Source organism: Paenibacillus sp. ALE3 (assembly GCF_054113405.1).
In genome coordinates, this window is sequence record NZ_CM134214.1 from 4,967,432 (window position 1) to 4,983,611 (window position 16,180).

Genomic DNA, 16,180 nt, shown 5'->3' on the forward strand with positions numbered 1-16,180 from the left:
CGGTAAATATTACGTTTGATAATCTAGTACTTCTCAAGCAGAGAGCTTCTTTTCCATTCTCCCCGCACCATAAAGACCAAGAAGGGTATGCCAACGCAGGCCAGCACCGGGGTTAAGGGCAACCCAACCGGCTCGTTGATTCTAGCGGAAATGACTTTGGCCAGCATTAATAGGCCTCCCCCCCAAAGGATGGAGCCCAAAATGAGAAGCCGCGGACGGTTTCCTATCATACAACGCATGAAATAAGGCACAATAAGTCCTATATATCCGATGGCACCACACGCCCACACCGTAGCGGCGGTCAACACCATTGCAAAGGGAATGTACAGTGGTCTAAGCTGCTTGGGGAATGCGAAGACAGATCCTGCAACGAGAAGTGTAACCAAGGCAAGCCAAAACGTGAATGATCCTTCCCTTATCCCCCATCCTCCCACAGAAATTGCCCACTCTTGCTGATTTTCTCCAAGTAGCACAATAAACCCAGAGATTGAACGAAGGGCAACATCAATAATGAAACCAATCATGAATAAATGAATTCCCGCAGACCGTCCACGAATGAAATGGATTTTATTCAATGTAAATACAATGAATCCCCCAAACACTGCTCCTGCAATACAAAGGGCCATACTGCCAAAGGAATCTATGTTCATTCCAAGTAAAAGGACAACACCTAGCCCCGTCATTGCCCCAGGCATAAGTCCGGTTAAGGTGGGTGATGCAAACCGATTAGCTGTTCGTAATTGTAAGAGAGTTCCTGATACGGCCAGACATCCTCCTAGCAACAACATATCCAAGACAAATGGCATACGAGTTTGGTATACAACTTCCTTTAATATGGGATCGGGATTGGAAGAAAACAAAACTTCCCATAACTCCGCATAGCTGATAGGGAATATACCTGTGATTAGAGAAAGGAAGAAACTAAAGATCAAGAAAGCCAATCCTGCAACCAGGGTCAAAACAATTCTTTGTGGACGTGGTGAAACTGCGTTCGGTTCAGCGACGATCGTCCCACCTCCACATTCACTCCTATGTATTTCTTGTTCACTCATCAGTTTTAAAATATCCCCTTTCCTCATTTTCCATAAAATATAAATACTACTATACTTTTATCGGTCATATATGGTGAAAAATGTAACCTTTCTAATCATTTCAATCGATGATATCCGTATGAGAAAAAATGGAAAGGTTGTGAATGAGGCACCAAGCCGTAACCGTATCTTCTCAAGTATGAAAATGATGAAGAAGAATTGCATTAAAAAACGAGCTGGCCTCCCTGGCCAGCCCGTTTCAATTTCTGGTAAAGTGGGTTACTCCCTCCCCACGATTTAATTCGTCTGTGCAGCAGGCACAATTCGGTATAATCCTGCAGTATCGCCAGTCGCGGGACGTGCTTCCTGAATGATCCAGCCTAACGACAGCACCTGCTCCAGCCGATCATACTCAGCCTGCGTCAGTTCGGATGTTACAGCTTCGCTTCCTTCTTCCAGAGACAGCTCAGGCTCACGCCCGAGCGCCACGGCAATCCACGAGCGAATGCCACGGATCGTATTATATTTGATCTGATACCCGTCTGTTACCGCGTTGACAAACACCTCCGGCTCTTTGGACGCCAGCCCGGTGGCCAGTTCCGTATAATCAAACTGTCCGTCCGTTGGCAGCTCATTTTGCTGCGCCCGATGGATGAGTTCCTCATGGGACCAGCCTAATGAACGTAAAGATTCCAGCATGAGCGCGTCCCACTGGGAAATACGTACTCTTTTCGTCGATTCATTCATCATTTTTTACCTCCTATGGGTTATGTACACCGTACAATCGATCTTAACCTAACGGCCAACCGGGTACGCCACATAATGGCCGGGACTAATTTCTTTCAGCTCGCCGGTATCGCTGCTATCCTTGTCCCATGCCCATTTTAGTGAACGAAATGTGATCGAATGAGCAAAAAAGACACCCGTTAAGAGTGTCATTTAGAAGACCAGCAAACTGATTAATGCCAGAATGGCAGGCAAGCCTTGCTTTAGTAAAATAGATTTATTGGCAGTTAATGCACCATACAACGCAGCCACTACCACACAAATGACAAAAAATAATTGGATTTGCCGCCCGATCACAGGATCGGGATAGAACAAGCCCCACACCAATCCAGCAGCCAGAAATCCGTTATACAGCCCCTGATTGGCTGCCAGAGGTTTGGTCACTCCTGCCAGTTCCTTGGAGGTGCCGAACGTACGCATCGCTCGCGGGGTTGTCCACAGAAACATTTCCAAAACTAAAATGTACACGTGCTCCAGCGCAACAATTCCAACCAATATTGAACTAAGTAGGCTCAAATCGTTTCCTCTTTTCCATATGAAGTTACTATGAGGTCATTTTTAGATCGATCGTCAAAAAGTATAGTTCATCTACCAAAAACAGTAAAGAGACCGAGCCTATGGCTCGGCCTAGTTATTAGCACGAGGTCTTACATCGTTCTCGCAAAATCCAACAAAGCTTTGGACATACTGTTGATCTCGTCCGTAGATGCATTCACTTGCTGCGTTAGCGCGGCTTGTGTTTGTGTCAGCGTAGACATGTTCCCGATGTTGTGCAGAATTCGCTCAATGAGTGTTTTCATTTCATCCAGGCTGGTCTCGATATTCCCGGTCGCATCAGCGCTATGGATGGCCAGTTTTCTCACTTCATCTGCAACGACTGCAAAACCACGTCCCTGCTCGCCTGCTCGCGATGCCTCGATTGCAGCATTCAGACCCAGCAGATTCGTTTGATTTGCAATCTCTTTAATGAAGTTCGAAATGTTTTGCGTCTCTTCTGCACTGACTTTGGCTTGATTCGCTGCCTCTGTCGATTGCTCTTGAGCCGTAGCCAATTCCTGTGCCTGGTTACTAACCGAGTTAACACCGTTCACCATTTCTGTAATGGAATCAGAGAGATGCTGGATTTTGAGCGTAAGCTCATCCGCCACAGCCTGCTTTTCCTTTTCTACTGTGATATCACGGATTGTTCCGGCAATGCGAATAGGTACTCCTCTGCTATCGCGTATGCTTCTTCCACTGTTTTGATACCAGCGATATTCTCCATTTTTACTTTGTAAGCGACATACCATGTCATATGGCGTACGATCTGAATAGTCATTTAAATGATCGACTACAGCCTTAACTGCATGTTCGGCATCGTCAGGATGTATACGCGAACTCCAGCTGCTTAATACACTCGGAAAGTCCTTCTCGTCTGTAAAGCCCAAGGTGTTGCGGAATTGCTGGGACCACCAAAATACATTATCCGGGTGCTCAATGTCTCCATCCACCAGAATGACGTCATAGGGTGCCTCCACCAAAACACGATTGATGAGATCAAATCTTGTAACTAGAGCCTGAAGCTCCTCCGACTTAATCTTCTGATCGTGCACATCCAGCAGAGCGCCCGCAATCCGAAGCGGCACTCCCTTATCGTCGCGGATCGTCGTTCCGGTAGCCCGGAACCAGCGGTATTCTCCATGCTTCAGCTTCAAACGATACTGTACGTCATATGGCGTCTTTCCCGTAAAATCCAGCAAATGATCAGACAATTCTGCCAAAGACCTGTCATAATCTTCGGGGTGCAGTCGAGATGACCAGCTGTCCAATACATTGGGGAATTCCTTTTCGCTCTGATATCCCAGCATAGAACGGAATTCTTCCGACCATGTGAACGTATTATTGGGATTGACAGGATCACCCGCAATGACCTCCATGTCCCATAATCCAATCTCTATCGCCTTGGTAACAAGCTTCAAACGGATATCAACATGCTGAGCATCATTTTTCATGGACTCTATAGCTTGGTTAACATTGTTTGCGATTTCTTGAACCTCAGGAGATGCTAAGGGAACCTGTATTGCAGCAGCATAATCCTTTTGCTGTATTCTCTGTGAAAGTTTGCGGCTTTCTTCTACTAAAGGAGCAAGTGATTGAGACTCATTTTTCTTGAGAAACATGCATGATCTTCCCTTCTAAGCCAATATATAAAACGGTATAATTTAATATCGGTATTTTATTAAGAATCATTATAAATAATTCTATAATCACATAGGTACTAAGGCTTATTTTTCATGCCCATATACCTATATATCCATACAAAAAACATCGAAAAATGTCGAAAAAGGAAGTGTGTTAACAAGTCTGGAAACAACAAGAACACCTCTGCATTACTTCGCAAAGGTGCTCTTGTTATCCACTATACGGGTCAATGTATCTTATTTAATTGAAGCAACGTATTCCTCGCCTTTTTCTTTATCATATTGTCCTTCCCATTTGGACATGACTACAGCCGCAAGCGAGTTCCCTAAAACATTGACTACCGTACGCGCCATATCCAGAATACGATCAATACCAGCGATAAAGGCCAGACCTTCCAACGGGATATTCACTGCTCCCAGCGTAGCGAGCAACACGACAAAGGAAGCACCCGGCACACCAGCAATCCCTTTGGAGGAAATAATCAGTACGAGTACAAGCGTGATTTGGGTCGTGATCGGCATATCAATGCCATACATTTGGGCAATAAAAATGGCAGCTAGTGCCTGATACAGAGTGGAGCCGTCCAGATTAAAAGAATATCCGATCGGAATGACAAAGGACGTGATTCCCTTCGGACATCCGAATTTCTCCATCTTCTCCATGATCTTAGGCAGTACACTTTCCGAGCTGGCCGTCGAATACGCAAGCAACAGTTCACTTTTCAAAATTTTAACCATGGTCCAGAGACGGGTACCGCAAAGCTTGGCGATAATTCCAAAAACAATCACAATGAACAGTAACATGGAGCCGTACACTGACAGGACAAGCTTCAATAACGGCCATAACGAGGCTAATCCAAACTTGGCCACTGTCGTTCCAATCAGTGCAAATACACCAAACGGAGCCAAGCGCATAACCTGATTGGTTACCCAGAACATGGCGTCGGCTACACCTTCAAAGAAGTTCAGCACAGGCTTGCCCTTGTTACCAATCGCAGCTACTCCTAGTCCAAACAACACGGAGAAGAATATAATAGCCAGCATATCTCCTTCGCCCAGAGCTTGAATAACATTGGTAGGTACAATATGCACAATTGTATCTATAAAGTTATGGCCAGACTTTTCTGCAGTCTCCACATAGGAATGGATATCGCTTTTGGCCAGGTGGGACATGTCCACGCCCTCACCGGGTCGAACCAGATTGGCAACAAGCAGACCAAACAGGATTGCAATGGTTGTTACAATTTCAAAGTACAGAATCGACTTCCCGCCGAGTTTCCCCAGTTTCTTCATATCTCCGACGCCGGCTACACCGATAATGAGCGTTGAGATCACAATAGGTACGACAATCATCTTAATTAAGCGGATGAAAATATCACCGATCGGCTTTAAGTAGACTTCCACCCCTGAATTGCCGTAAAATAAGGCACCAACAATAATACCTAAAGCCAGACCGATAAAGATTTGCATTGTTAAATTAATCTTTTTCACTTCATGTCCCCCCTGGCTGGTTTGTATATTTTTGCAGTATGCAGCTCTTAATATTCAAATGATGTTATTTATACTACAATCCGAACTATAAAAACCGACAGTTATCTACACATGTATTTCTTTTTTTCTATAAATTCACAAACATTAATGTTGAGCCTGTGAATTTATCTTACATTGCCTTTCTGAAACAAATATCCGGAGGTGAATTGGGATGAAGCTAAATACCCTTCTTTTCCTGCTGATGCTTATCTTTGTACCACTGGCAGGTGAGTTGAATATTCACCCGTTCGATAATACATTTCGTCTCAGCTTCGGTACGCCTGTGTTTTTTTTCTTTCTGTTATCCATACGTCAAATTCCGCCTGCACTCTCGGGTGTGCTTGTCGGGATCGCAGTAGTCGCTTTTCGCATTTCACTCAATCATTATCTCCATCCCGGGTCTTCCTTTGAAGCGTTGGTGACCTTGCATGGACCTACCTTTTTTTATTACATGGTTTATGGCCTGCTCTTTCAGGTCCTTAACATTAATGCCGAGCCTTACCGCGCACTGCGCGTAGGCCTCCTCTCCGTGGGGATTGAGGTTGCCGCAAGTGTGGCGGAACTTAGTGTCCGGCGAAGCATTGACGGCGATTTCTGGGACATCATGAAGATCAGCAAAGTGGCTTTTATGGCCATGATCCGCAGCTTCTTCGTGCTTGGGTTCTATAACATGATTCGATTAAATCAATCTGTTCAGCATGAAGAGGCACAAAGACAGCAGACGGAGCGAATTTTACTCCTGGTATCGGACTTGTATGAGGAGTCAGTCCAGTTAGGCAAAACCCTGTCGCATGCAGAGCAAATTACCCGTGAAAGCTATGAACTGTACCGTGAGTTGCAGCAGGATGAATCTCTGAAAGATAGAGAGCATTACGCCAGACAGGCACTTCGTATTTCCGGACAAGTCCATGAGATTAAAAAAGACAGCCAGCGGATTTTTGCCGGTTTGTCCAAGCTCATTGATTCGGAAAGCGACGTGCATTATATGACTTCACAGGAACTTGGTGAGCTGATCGTCCGAACAAACAGCAAATACGCCCAATCGCTAGGCAAGTCTATCCGTTTCACGCTGAATTTCGATCCTTTGTTGCCTAAACTGCATGTTTATACAGTTCTCACGCTGATTAACAACCTGACATCCAATTCAGTGGAAGCGATGAAGGACAGCGGAAGGATTGACGTTTCCATTCATTTTCTACCGGGACAAGAGGATATAATATCCTTTAGTGTCACCGATAACGGTCCAGGTATTCCTCAGCGTAAACGTGAAATGATCTTCACACCGGGATACACGACCAAGTATGATGAGGGAGGACAGCCTTCGACCGGCATGGGTTTATTTTATGTGCGTGAAGTCGCGGAGAGCCTTGATGGAACGATTGAACTACTACAAAATGAAGATGAGCACACAGATAGATCACAGACCACTTTTAGAGTCATATTGCCTTTACGGAAACTGACGGAGAAAGGAAGATAGCCCGGATGCGTTTTTATATAGTAGATGACGATCAGGGGATTCGTTCTATGCTGGCAGACATTATTGAAGACGAGGGTTTAGGGGAGGTCGTTGGAGAAGCGGAGGATGGTTCCTACGTGAATAGCGGCCTGCTGGAGCTGAACCGAATTGATGTGTTGCTGATTGACCTGCTAATGCCGCTTCGTGACGGCATTCAGACCGTGCGTGCACTCGGTGATCAATTTAGCGGAAAAATCATTATGATTTCTCGGATTGAATCCAAAAACATGATCGGTGAGGCATACTCGCTAGGTATTGAATATTATATTGCCAAGCCCTTGAATCGACTGGAAATTATTGCAGTTATCCAAAAGGTGACCGAACGCCTGCGCATGCAACAGTCCATTACAGATATCCAGCGCACACTGCAAGGACTGTCGATGTTCACATCGAATAGCCCATCAGCGACACTGGAACCGACCCGAAACATTGTCAGTTCAGGGCAGTTTCTGCTCTCCGAGATGGGAATGATCGGCGAAGCCGGAAGTGTGGATTTACTGGATATGCTCGAATATTTGGAGCAATATGAGGAAGAAACCGGCAATCTATCGCCCTATCTGTTTCCCTCGCTAAAGGATATATTTGCGAATATAGCGTCCAAACGATTAGGAGACTCGGCCTCAGCAATAGAGCTGAGCAAGGAAATCAAGGCATCGGAGCAGCGTGTCCGCCGCGCCATTTTCCAGACATTAAGCCATATAGTATCGCTCGGATTGACCGACTATACTCATCCCAAGTTTGAAAATTATGCATCCAAATTTTTTGATTTTACAGAAATCCGCAAAAAAATGCTGGAGCTGCAAAACAATGTGGAGCCTTCACTGTCCCAAGCCCGCATTAATACGAAAAAGTTCGTGCAGGTGCTCTATATGGAAGCAAAACGACTATTGCATTAAAAGAAAAGCACCTGCATCTCCCCATGTGGCTATCACACAGAGATGAAACAGGTGCACATTGTCGATGATTTAAATGTCCCTTGTTTTAAGATTCTTGTTCTGCTACTCCATAGCTTCCAAGAAACCTACGCCATCGGACAGCAGACGCTTCAAGACATGTAGTTCTTCCGAGCTATAACGATCTAAAAATTGAAATAATTGATGCTGTACCTTAGCATGCAGCCGCTCATGTACAAGAAAGAGCTTTTTCCCTAACGGGGTTAGCCGAAAATAAATTTCTTTCTTGTTGTCGTTCAGCTGGGTTCTACGAATCCAGCCTTCCTTGAGCAGCTTGGTGCTAACTTTCGAAATGGTACCTTTGCTCAGCTCCATTCGTTCCGCTAATGTCGTAACATTGATCGGCTCATGCCTCCCAATACAATCCATAACGTGCACATCCGTCATATTGAGCGAAGTCATTCCGTCAAAGTGCTCGCGGATTTCTTCGAGAAAGGTCATGCTCTCTCTCTGCTGATGCTGCTCCAGCTGGTGATTCATCTTAATAAGCAAATCATAGACATGCTGAACCGATGTCGCCTTCTCCATACTAACAAGTAGTCACTCCTTTGGCATACTCCTCCTTTCATTATAGCCCACATTTGTTTCACAGGAAACAATATGGTCATGATCATACCTTTTTCCTTTATATTAACGTGACAATGCCATCCTTAATAACACTCGCTATATCCGTTTGTTCCACCGAAATGGCCCAGGCGATATACCCATCGGGACGGATGAAAACCGTATGCACACCTCTCCATCCAACGGGCAATTCTTCGGCTATGGCCTCCACATATAAAATATGTGAAAGGGAGATATGGCGAAACTCATTCGATACCTTAGAATCCTGTGCAAGATGGAGAAGTACAAAGCGGCCTTCATGAAGAAGATCGTAAGCATACGATGTCACTCCGTCAGGCAACTTTAATTCAAAATCCGCAAACCGTTTTCCGTTCAGCGGATGCTGCGGTATATTGCCGGCCGCTGGATAACATACATCCAGTGCACTAATCTGCTCTGCCATAGACCGATTAATTTCCGGATGGCGGAACCATTCCTCGTGTAATTGGCGGTGTGCCAATACAGCAGGCGTAAAATCCAATAAGCGAGTCTGAACCTCGGTATTCCGTAAAAACTGCGTATTAACCGGATAACGTTCGTCATGATAACTATTCAGCAGCGTGTCTGGAGCCCAGCCACGAATCACTCCTGCCAGTTTCCATCCCAGATTCGCCGCCTCTTGCAAGCCAACATTCATTCCCTGTCCACCTGCCGGGAAGTGAATATGCGCAGCATCACCTGCTAGCAGGATTCTCCCTTTTTGATATGTCTGCGCTTGCCGCGTTGCATTCCCGAATCGGGATAACCAGCGAGGATTGGTGACGCCAAGATCTGTACCAAACAGATCGCGCAGTTTTGTCCGCACTTCTTCCAGCGTCACAGGTACGTCTTTGGGGACATTTATCAGTCGAGGTGTAGTCAAAATAACCCGATAAATATCTGGAGACACAGGGGCAATCATCACCCCACCTCGTTCACTATATTCGGAATGTACGCCATTTTCAGGCGGATTGGCTAACTCTACATCCGCTAATACAGCGGTCAGAGTCGTATCCGTGCCCGGAAAAGCAATCCCGGCTTGTTTGCGCACGATACTCCCGGCCCCATCCGCTCCTACGACATAGGCAGCAGTCATCACCGATACATTGGCTTGTGCTCCAGATGCACATACACTAACCACCTCTACGCCCTGCTCTTGCTCTCGCACAGATACCACTTCCATACCACGGTGAACGATAACTCCCAGCTTGAGCGCATGCTCCTCGATCACTTGCTCTGTAATCACCTGTGGAATAAACAACGTATAATTGGAGGAACTATCAAGCACAGAAAAGTCCAAGCGGGTATTCAGCATTGAAAAGTGACCTGTACGTATAGGTCTGCCGCGCTTCATAAACCGCTCCTTTAATCCACGCATATCAAACATCTCAAGCGTCCGTGGATGTAGCGTAAGCGCACGCGACTGGCGAATAGGCTCCTCTAAACGTTCAATTACACATACGCTTACCCTTGCCAATGCCAACTCAGCAGCTAACCACATCCCAACAGGTCCGCCGCCTACTACAATCACTTCGTAATCCATGTTCACACCCCTTATTTAAAAACTTCATTCCCACCACCTAATTGTTTCTAAGGAAACAATATACATATACGGAAAGCTCCCCTTAACATTTCCGTATATATTAAACAACATATACAAATGTATTTTATTGTTTCTCTTGAAACAATATTATTGTAATTTAATTGATAACAATTATCAACTACTTTATTAAAATGATTTCTGCCCTTTACTTTAGACCACGCATTTATTTCCATTTCGAAAAATATAATTGTATAATTGCTAAATAAGACTAAGCAAGAAACAAGCTCTCCATAGAAGGGATGATTATACATGTCGGATGCCAACCAATTATTCGCTCAAGCACTGGTTAAATCACTGGTCGGGGAACGTGGGCATATTCGCGTGGCTCGGGCTTTGCCAGACATTGACGTTGAGCTGGCAGGGAAGAAAAACGCGGAAGTGCCCTACAGCATTTATCAACTGCTGAAGCATATGATTTACTGGCAGCAATTTATGCTGGAGCATTTGGAAGGACGGAAGCCCCAGCTTCCAGGCAATGTCATGGAAAGCTGGCCCGAAGAAACTGGACCGCAAAGTGAAGAGGCATGGCAGGCTGTCATTAATGAATTTTTACAGGGCGTAGATCGGGCTGTGCAAATTGCCGAGACCGCGCAACTGGATGAATTACTGGCTCATTTCCCAGGGGAAACAAAAGCGGGATTGCTGCGGAATATCGCTTCCCACAATTCCTATCATTTGGGTGAAATCGTACTACTGCGCCGGATTTATGGAGCTTGGCCACCCCCAGGAGGCGGCTTCCCTGCTTAAAGGCTACACCACTCCCTTGTCATACGTGTCACACCTCCAAAATTGCACTGGGATTTAGGCACAGCGTGGAGTACACCTGCGTATCCTATGAAGGAACCCACTAGCTCGAATGGAAGCCGTTCATTCATAATAAAAAGTCATCGAAAAAAACGGTCCCCATGATGCAAGCTCAAAGAGAGGTTTCGAGGATATGGTAAGAAACTTATATTTAAATCGTAATATTGCCTGTATGATCGTGATCAGCCTTATTGCTAACATGAGTGGAAGTATGATCCTTCCACTCTTTGCTATTTATGTAGAGCAATTCGGGATATCTACACTTGGCATGAGCATTTTATTTTCTTTGTTTTATGTGGGAAGATTTCTTGGCGGAGGCATGGCAGGACGAATCTATGAAAAGATAGGCGCAAAACGCTTGGGGTTAGGCTTACTCATCGCTGAAATCGCTTGTATGCTCCTGTTTCCGATTGCAACAAGCTTCATCATTCTATCCATACTGAGACTTCTTCAAGGCTTGGTGGCTATAGGGCTAACCGTCTTTGTAAGAGTCACGGTCAATCACATGAGCACCGCAGAGAATCGAGGCACGCTAAATGGATATATTAGCAGCAGTGAAGGTGCCGGTATGATTTTAGGCCCTCTTATAAGTGGAGTCATTGTTTCCTATTTTTCTTTATCCGTACCGTTTTACTTTGTTGCTATTTTTGCATGTATATCCTTCATTGCCGTTTCAAGAATGACTTTCGCTAATTCTCCCTTAAAGCCACAGCAACAGCATCCCCCCCTTCAAAAACCGCAAAGAAGAATCATATTAACAAAACAGTTGCTGCTTTATTCCACCGTTCATTTCCTTGAAATGAGTGCATTTGCTATATTTTTAACATACTTCTCTGTGTATGCAACCTACAAGCTTCATTGGAGTCCAGCAGAAATCAGCTTAGCTTTTACAATCATCGGCATATCTACCTTTGTATCAGCACCCTTTATTGGTAAAATATCTGATATGCTCAAGGATCGCTTGCTGCTATGTATCATCGGTCTATTATTAATCATGATGGAAATTATCTTATTTTTATGGTTCACAGAACCGTGGATCGTATACTTGGGGATGTTCATCGGAGGTATAGGAGGAGCCAGCTATCTGGATTCCTTTTACTCACAGCTAGGGGATGCTATTCCTGAAGAAAATAGAAGCTCATTTATCGGCAACGTCGTATCTTTGTCCGAATTGGGGGCCATTGTGTCTCCAATCATTGCAGGCGCGCTCATGGACTGCTTTAGCATCAATACTCCCTTTTATTACAATATGATTTTGGTATTGATTGCGATTGTTATTCAATATACCATTCGATTAAAATCGAAATCCGTAAGAAAAAGGCCAATTGCATAAGCAAATGGCCTCCTTTGTGTGTTCATCACAGTTCCAACTCGACTGCAACGCCAAAATGATCGGATACAACCGGTCCTGTTTTCCCATTCAGTACAACTGCTGAGGATTGAACCTGTGCTGCCTTACTGGAGAAAATATAGTCAATACGGAGCGGCTCCGCATTACTTTCCCAGCCAGCAATAGCTTTGATAACCGTGTGCCCTGCATCACGTACTACTGCGCTCGAATAGGTGTCTGACCAACCGGATTGCATTACATAGTCGTATCCCTCTCCGCGCACTTCAGCCGCGTTGTTGAAATCCCCCATCACAAATACAGGAGCCGGAGCTAAAGGATCGAGCACTTCGGTTGTACGATCCCATAGTCCGCGGAAGGATTCCTCATCATTCCACCAGTTATAATGCCCACTGACAAACCAGGCCTGTACTCCGTCCACCACAGTCTGAATGCCTACAATTTTACGCGAGCGGTAGTTGTCATAATCCTGCATTGAGGAAATATATTCGTTCACCGTCGCTGTAATCGGTGTTTTGGACAGAATCGCCAAACCCTCGTCATATTTGGCAAAACCAATATGCGCGGGAGCCCACGTCCAGTGATAAGTATCGGACAATAGACCGTTCAGCACATAAGCATAGTTATCGCGTTTAATGACAACTTCAGGATCTGCACTATAGTACGCGCCCAAATCGTCCGGTGTCAACGGAGTCTCTTCTAGGGACTGGTTGACTTCCTGCAAAGCAATGACATCAAACTGCTGTTCATCAATAAAAGCAGCCAATTGCTTCAGCTTATCCTGTTGGTTTTCTTCCATCCAAGCATGTGCATTTAAGGTTAATAATTTCAAGCTAATCACCTATTGAGTATGTCTTGTATATCTGATTTAAGCACATCGGCCTTTGGTCCGTAAACCGCCTGTACCCCATTATCTACTTTAATTAAGCCCAAGGCGCCTAACGCTTTCCACGTCTTTTCATCCCCGACGGCTTCTGTATCCTTCACCGTTACACGCAGTCGGGTCATGCAAGCATCCACCTCGACAATGTTCTGCTCACCCCCAAGTGTCTTGATGATATCCGCAGCCAATTGATTTTTAGTTGAAACCGCTGCCAAACCATCGGCTTTTGTACTCTCTCCCTCGGAAGTCGCTTGAGGCTCTTCATCTGTATAATTCCCCAGTCTTCCTGGCGTAGCCATTTTGAATTTGCCGATCATAAAATAAGCGATAAAGTAGGTTGCTACCGCAAACACTACACAAGTCAGCACAAAGTTAATGATATCCTGCACCAACCCTGCATTTATAGACAATGGCAAGCGAGTCAGCAGCTCAATCATACCAAACGAATGTAAACGCAAATGTATAATATCAGCCATTCCGAAAGCAATACCGGTAAGAATAGCATAAACCACATACAATACAGGCGCCACGAACATAAACATGAATTCCAGCGGCTCCGTCACCCCTGTTAAAAAGACGGCTGCTGCTGCAGAGAAAATCATCGACTTGTACTTGCCGCGTTTATCTTTGTCTACACGGCGATACATAGCTACTGCCAGCCCCATAAGGATGCCAGCTCCGCCGATCATTTGTCCTACCTTGAAGCGGGCAGGCGTTACGTCTCCCAGCAAGCTGTTGTAGGCTGCCGGATCCGTACCACGAAGCGCACTGAGATCACTAGCCCAAGCCAGCCACAGCGGGTCTTGCCCAGCAACAACGCTTCCTGCTCCAGAACCCGTGAGCACCGTGTAAACGCCACCAAGTTGAGTATAGTTAATAGGAACGGTCAGCATATGATGAAGACCAAAAGGAATCAACAGTCTTTCTAGTGTACCATAGACAAATGGCGCTATAAAAGGAGCCGACTCTCCTGAAGTCGCCAACCAGACGCCAAATTGGTTAATCCCGCCTTGGACAAATGGCCAGACAGCAGACATGATCAAACTCACGATCACAGACCAGAGAATCACGACAAACGGAACAAAGCGCTTACCGTTAAAAAAAGCTAGAGCATCGGGGAGCTTGCGATAATTATAGTATTTATTAAACACCACGGCCCCGACAAAGCCGGAGATGATACCGACAAACACACCCATATTGAGTGCAGGAGCCCCCAAAATAGAGGTGAAATAACCACTGACCGGAATCGATGCACCGAAAAGAGTATGAGTGGTTGCTCCTTCCTGGGTTAGCATCTTCGAGGATACGCCCAAAATCGTTCCTGTTGATATATTGATGAGAACAAAAGCAATTAAGGCCGCAAAAGCTCCGCCCGCCCGTTCCTTAGCCCAGGAACCACCAATCGCCACGGCAAACAGGATGTGTAAATTGTTGATAATACCCCAACCCAGATTCTCCATGACCCCGCCGACAGTCACCCAGAAATGAATATCGCCAGCCAACATCGCCACTACTTTACCAAGTGAAATCATAATCCCGGCTGCTGGCATGACAGCAACAACCACAAGAAGTGCCTTCCCAAGCTTTTGCCAAAAATCAAATGATAGAAGTTTTTTCATGCTCGTTCAGTCTCCATCCCTTATAGTATGTATAGCATGGGTAGTGCTCAATAAGAAAATTATGCAATCGGTTGCACGATTATTATAATGATATCGCTTTCTATTGGCAATACCCTAGTTATAAATATCTTGGTTAATGCTGATAGAAATACTCGAAAAAGCCGCTAATTTGTTGAAATTGGAGCAATATCGTATGATAGAACATAATATTTTCTGCTTGAGATAGCAAAAGGAGACGAAGACGATGGCAGTAACCATCAAAGATGTCGCAAAACGTGCTAAAGTTGCTACTTCCACCGTATCCCGTGTCATTCAAGACAGCCCTAAAATCAGCGAAGCCACCAAGGCACGCGTTCGCAAAGAAATGAAGGCGCTTGGCTATGAACCCAACTATTCCGCTCAAAGCCTGGCTAACCGTGTCACACAGTCAATAGGCATTATTATGCCTGAATCGGACGTGGCGATCTTTCAGAACCCTTTCTTTCCGGAAAGCCTACGCGGGATCAGCGAATGGGTAAACGAGCACAATTATACACTGTCGATTGTCACAGGCAAAACGAGTGATGAATTGCTATCCCGCGTAAGGCTAATGACCCGGACCGGACGCGTTGACGGCTACATTGTCCTGTACTCCAAGCAAAAGGATAGCATCGTGGAGTATCTTCATAAAGAGAAAATTCCCTATACCGTCATCGGCAAGCCTCAGCAGTTTGTCAGTGAAACTACCCATGTAGACAACGATAACTACCAGGCTGCCAAAGATGTGGTCACTTATTTGACGGGGCTGAACCATGAGCGCATTGCTTATGTTGGCGGTGATCAGGAACACATCGTAAATCTTGAAAGACTCCGAGGCTACCAAGACGCACTACGAGAAGCCGGCTTGCCTCTACCGAAGGAATACGTGGTCAGGGAGCCCTTTAATCTAGAGGACATGCGCACGTTATTGCAGGCTCCCCCGCCTCCTACTGCGATGATCGTTAGCGACGACCTTGTAGCCATGGCCGTACAGAAAATGCTTGCTCAGTTAGGCGTATCCATGCCAGAGCAGCTGTCCATGGTGAGCTTCAATAACTTGATGCTGGCTGAGCTGATGAATCCCCCACTTACTTCCGTGGATATTGATATCTTCAGCCTTGGTTATCAGGCTGCCAAAAGTCTGATCGAAAAAATTGAAGACCCGAAAGAATTGACCAAGCACATCATTGTTCCCCACCGAATTGTAGAGCGCAAATCAAGCCAGACACTATGAATCTCTAAGAAATGAACAAGAACTGATTTTGTGGATATTCATAAAATCAGTTTTTTTTGCGTTGACAGGGCAAACGGTTGCACTATATACTGA

15 protein-coding genes are annotated in these 16,180 nt (G+C 45.4%); 5 read left to right on the forward strand and 10 right to left on the reverse strand.

The window, feature by feature from the left end; all coding sequences use genetic code 11:
* Positions 1 to 23: 23 nt before the first annotated feature.
* The 6 genes from ACXHJ2_RS22315 to ACXHJ2_RS22340 form a co-directional block, all read right to left on the reverse strand.
* Positions 24 to 1,052 carry an iron ABC transporter permease gene (locus tag ACXHJ2_RS22315; protein WP_165083255.1) on the reverse strand — a complete coding sequence of 343 codons (1,029 nt, stop codon included), beginning with the start codon at positions 1,050 to 1,052 and terminating at the stop codon, positions 24 to 26.
* 276 nt (positions 1,053 to 1,328) lie between these two features.
* A complete protein-coding gene (locus ACXHJ2_RS22320; RefSeq protein ID WP_165083334.1) occupies positions 1,329 to 1,778 on the reverse strand; it encodes a hypothetical protein in 450 nt (149 codons plus the stop codon).
* 48 nt (positions 1,779 to 1,826) lie between these two features.
* Positions 1,827 to 1,970 carry a hypothetical protein gene (locus ACXHJ2_RS22325; protein ID WP_013368947.1) on the reverse strand — a complete coding sequence of 48 codons (144 nt, stop codon included), beginning with the start codon at positions 1,968 to 1,970 and terminating at the stop codon, positions 1,827 to 1,829.
* The gene (locus tag ACXHJ2_RS22330) at positions 1,971 to 2,333 is read right to left on the reverse strand and encodes a DUF1304 domain-containing protein (RefSeq protein ID WP_165083257.1); all 363 of its coding nucleotides are present in this window, start codon (positions 2,331 to 2,333) and stop codon (positions 1,971 to 1,973) included.
* Between the two features lie 131 nt (positions 2,334 to 2,464).
* Positions 2,465 to 3,976, reverse strand: a complete 1,512-nt coding sequence (locus tag ACXHJ2_RS22335; protein WP_165083259.1) for a methyl-accepting chemotaxis protein — start codon at positions 3,974 to 3,976, stop codon at positions 2,465 to 2,467.
* Positions 3,977 to 4,234: 258 nt separating this feature from the next.
* Entirely contained in the window at positions 4,235 to 5,488 is a 1,254-nt protein-coding gene (locus tag ACXHJ2_RS22340) for a cation:dicarboxylate symporter family transporter (RefSeq protein ID WP_013368944.1), read from the reverse strand.
* 211 nt (positions 5,489 to 5,699) lie between these two features.
* On the opposite strand from ACXHJ2_RS22340, the gene ACXHJ2_RS22345 reads away from it, so the two are divergent.
* Positions 5,700 to 7,004 carry a sensor histidine kinase gene (locus ACXHJ2_RS22345; RefSeq protein WP_165083261.1) on the forward strand — a complete coding sequence of 435 codons (1,305 nt, stop codon included), beginning with the start codon at positions 5,700 to 5,702 and terminating at the stop codon, positions 7,002 to 7,004.
* A gap of 5 nt (positions 7,005 to 7,009) precedes the next feature.
* Entirely contained in the window at positions 7,010 to 7,939 is a 930-nt protein-coding gene (locus ACXHJ2_RS22350; protein ID WP_165083263.1) for a response regulator, read from the forward strand.
* Positions 7,940 to 8,041: 102 nt separating this feature from the next.
* On the opposite strand, the gene ACXHJ2_RS22355 is transcribed toward ACXHJ2_RS22350, so the two are convergent.
* Together ACXHJ2_RS22355 and ACXHJ2_RS22360 are read right to left on the reverse strand one after the other, a co-directional pair.
* Positions 8,042 to 8,524, reverse strand: coding sequence for a MarR family transcriptional regulator (locus tag ACXHJ2_RS22355; protein WP_013368941.1), 483 nt, complete (start codon positions 8,522 to 8,524; stop codon positions 8,042 to 8,044).
* Positions 8,525 to 8,621: 97 nt separating this feature from the next.
* Positions 8,622 to 10,121 (reverse strand): monooxygenase, encoded by a 1,500-nt coding sequence (locus ACXHJ2_RS22360; RefSeq protein WP_165083265.1) that lies wholly within the window; start codon positions 10,119 to 10,121, stop codon positions 8,622 to 8,624.
* A 309-nt stretch (positions 10,122 to 10,430) separates the two neighbouring features.
* Between ACXHJ2_RS22360 and ACXHJ2_RS22365 the strand changes: the two genes are divergently transcribed.
* Positions 10,431 to 10,928, forward strand: coding sequence for a DinB family protein (locus ACXHJ2_RS22365; RefSeq protein ID WP_165083267.1), 498 nt, complete (start codon positions 10,431 to 10,433; stop codon positions 10,926 to 10,928).
* 190 nt (positions 10,929 to 11,118) lie between these two features.
* On the forward strand, positions 11,119 to 12,318 hold the full coding sequence (locus tag ACXHJ2_RS22370; protein ID WP_165083269.1) for an MFS transporter: 1,200 nt from the start codon (positions 11,119 to 11,121) through the stop codon (positions 12,316 to 12,318).
* A 25-nt stretch (positions 12,319 to 12,343) separates the two neighbouring features.
* Here ACXHJ2_RS22370 and ACXHJ2_RS22375 read toward each other — a convergent pair whose 3' ends face one another.
* The gene (locus ACXHJ2_RS22375; protein ID WP_165083271.1) at positions 12,344 to 13,165 is read right to left on the reverse strand and encodes an endonuclease/exonuclease/phosphatase family protein; all 822 of its coding nucleotides are present in this window, start codon (positions 13,163 to 13,165) and stop codon (positions 12,344 to 12,346) included.
* Positions 13,166 to 13,170: 5 nt separating this feature from the next.
* Positions 13,171 to 14,835 carry a PTS transporter subunit IIBC gene (locus tag ACXHJ2_RS22380; protein ID WP_165083273.1) on the reverse strand — a complete coding sequence of 555 codons (1,665 nt, stop codon included), beginning with the start codon at positions 14,833 to 14,835 and terminating at the stop codon, positions 13,171 to 13,173.
* 244 nt (positions 14,836 to 15,079) lie between these two features.
* On the opposite strand from ACXHJ2_RS22380, the gene ACXHJ2_RS22385 reads away from it, so the two are divergent.
* Positions 15,080 to 16,087, forward strand: coding sequence for a LacI family DNA-binding transcriptional regulator (locus ACXHJ2_RS22385; protein ID WP_165083275.1), 1,008 nt, complete (start codon positions 15,080 to 15,082; stop codon positions 16,085 to 16,087).
* Positions 16,088 to 16,180: the final 93 nt, after the last annotated feature.

Excerpts from the sequence above, each read along its gene's own strand:
- ACXHJ2_RS22315 (WP_165083255.1), bottom strand. The coding sequence starts at position 1,052 with ATGAGTGAACAAGAAATACATAGGAGTGAATGTGGAGGTGGGACGATC.
- ACXHJ2_RS22320 (WP_165083334.1), bottom strand. The coding sequence starts at position 1,778 with ATGAATGAATCGACGAAAAGAGTACGTATTTCCCAGTGGGACGCGCTC.
- ACXHJ2_RS22325 (WP_013368947.1), bottom strand. The coding sequence starts at position 1,970 with ATGACACTCTTAACGGGTGTCTTTTTTGCTCATTCGATCACATTTCGT.
- ACXHJ2_RS22335 (WP_165083259.1), bottom strand. The coding sequence starts at position 3,976 with ATGTTTCTCAAGAAAAATGAGTCTCAATCACTTGCTCCTTTAGTAGAA.
- ACXHJ2_RS22345 (WP_165083261.1), top strand. The coding sequence starts at position 5,700 with ATGAAGCTAAATACCCTTCTTTTCCTGCTGATGCTTATCTTTGTACCA.
- ACXHJ2_RS22350 (WP_165083263.1), top strand. The coding sequence starts at position 7,010 with ATGCGTTTTTATATAGTAGATGACGATCAGGGGATTCGTTCTATGCTG.
- ACXHJ2_RS22355 (WP_013368941.1), bottom strand. The coding sequence starts at position 8,524 with ATGGAGAAGGCGACATCGGTTCAGCATGTCTATGATTTGCTTATTAAG.
- ACXHJ2_RS22360 (WP_165083265.1), bottom strand. The coding sequence starts at position 10,121 with ATGGATTACGAAGTGATTGTAGTAGGCGGCGGACCTGTTGGGATGTGG.
- ACXHJ2_RS22365 (WP_165083267.1), top strand. The coding sequence starts at position 10,431 with ATGTCGGATGCCAACCAATTATTCGCTCAAGCACTGGTTAAATCACTG.
- ACXHJ2_RS22370 (WP_165083269.1), top strand. The coding sequence starts at position 11,119 with ATGGTAAGAAACTTATATTTAAATCGTAATATTGCCTGTATGATCGTG.
- ACXHJ2_RS22380 (WP_165083273.1), bottom strand. The coding sequence starts at position 14,835 with ATGAAAAAACTTCTATCATTTGATTTTTGGCAAAAGCTTGGGAAGGCA.
- ACXHJ2_RS22385 (WP_165083275.1), top strand. The coding sequence starts at position 15,080 with ATGGCAGTAACCATCAAAGATGTCGCAAAACGTGCTAAAGTTGCTACT.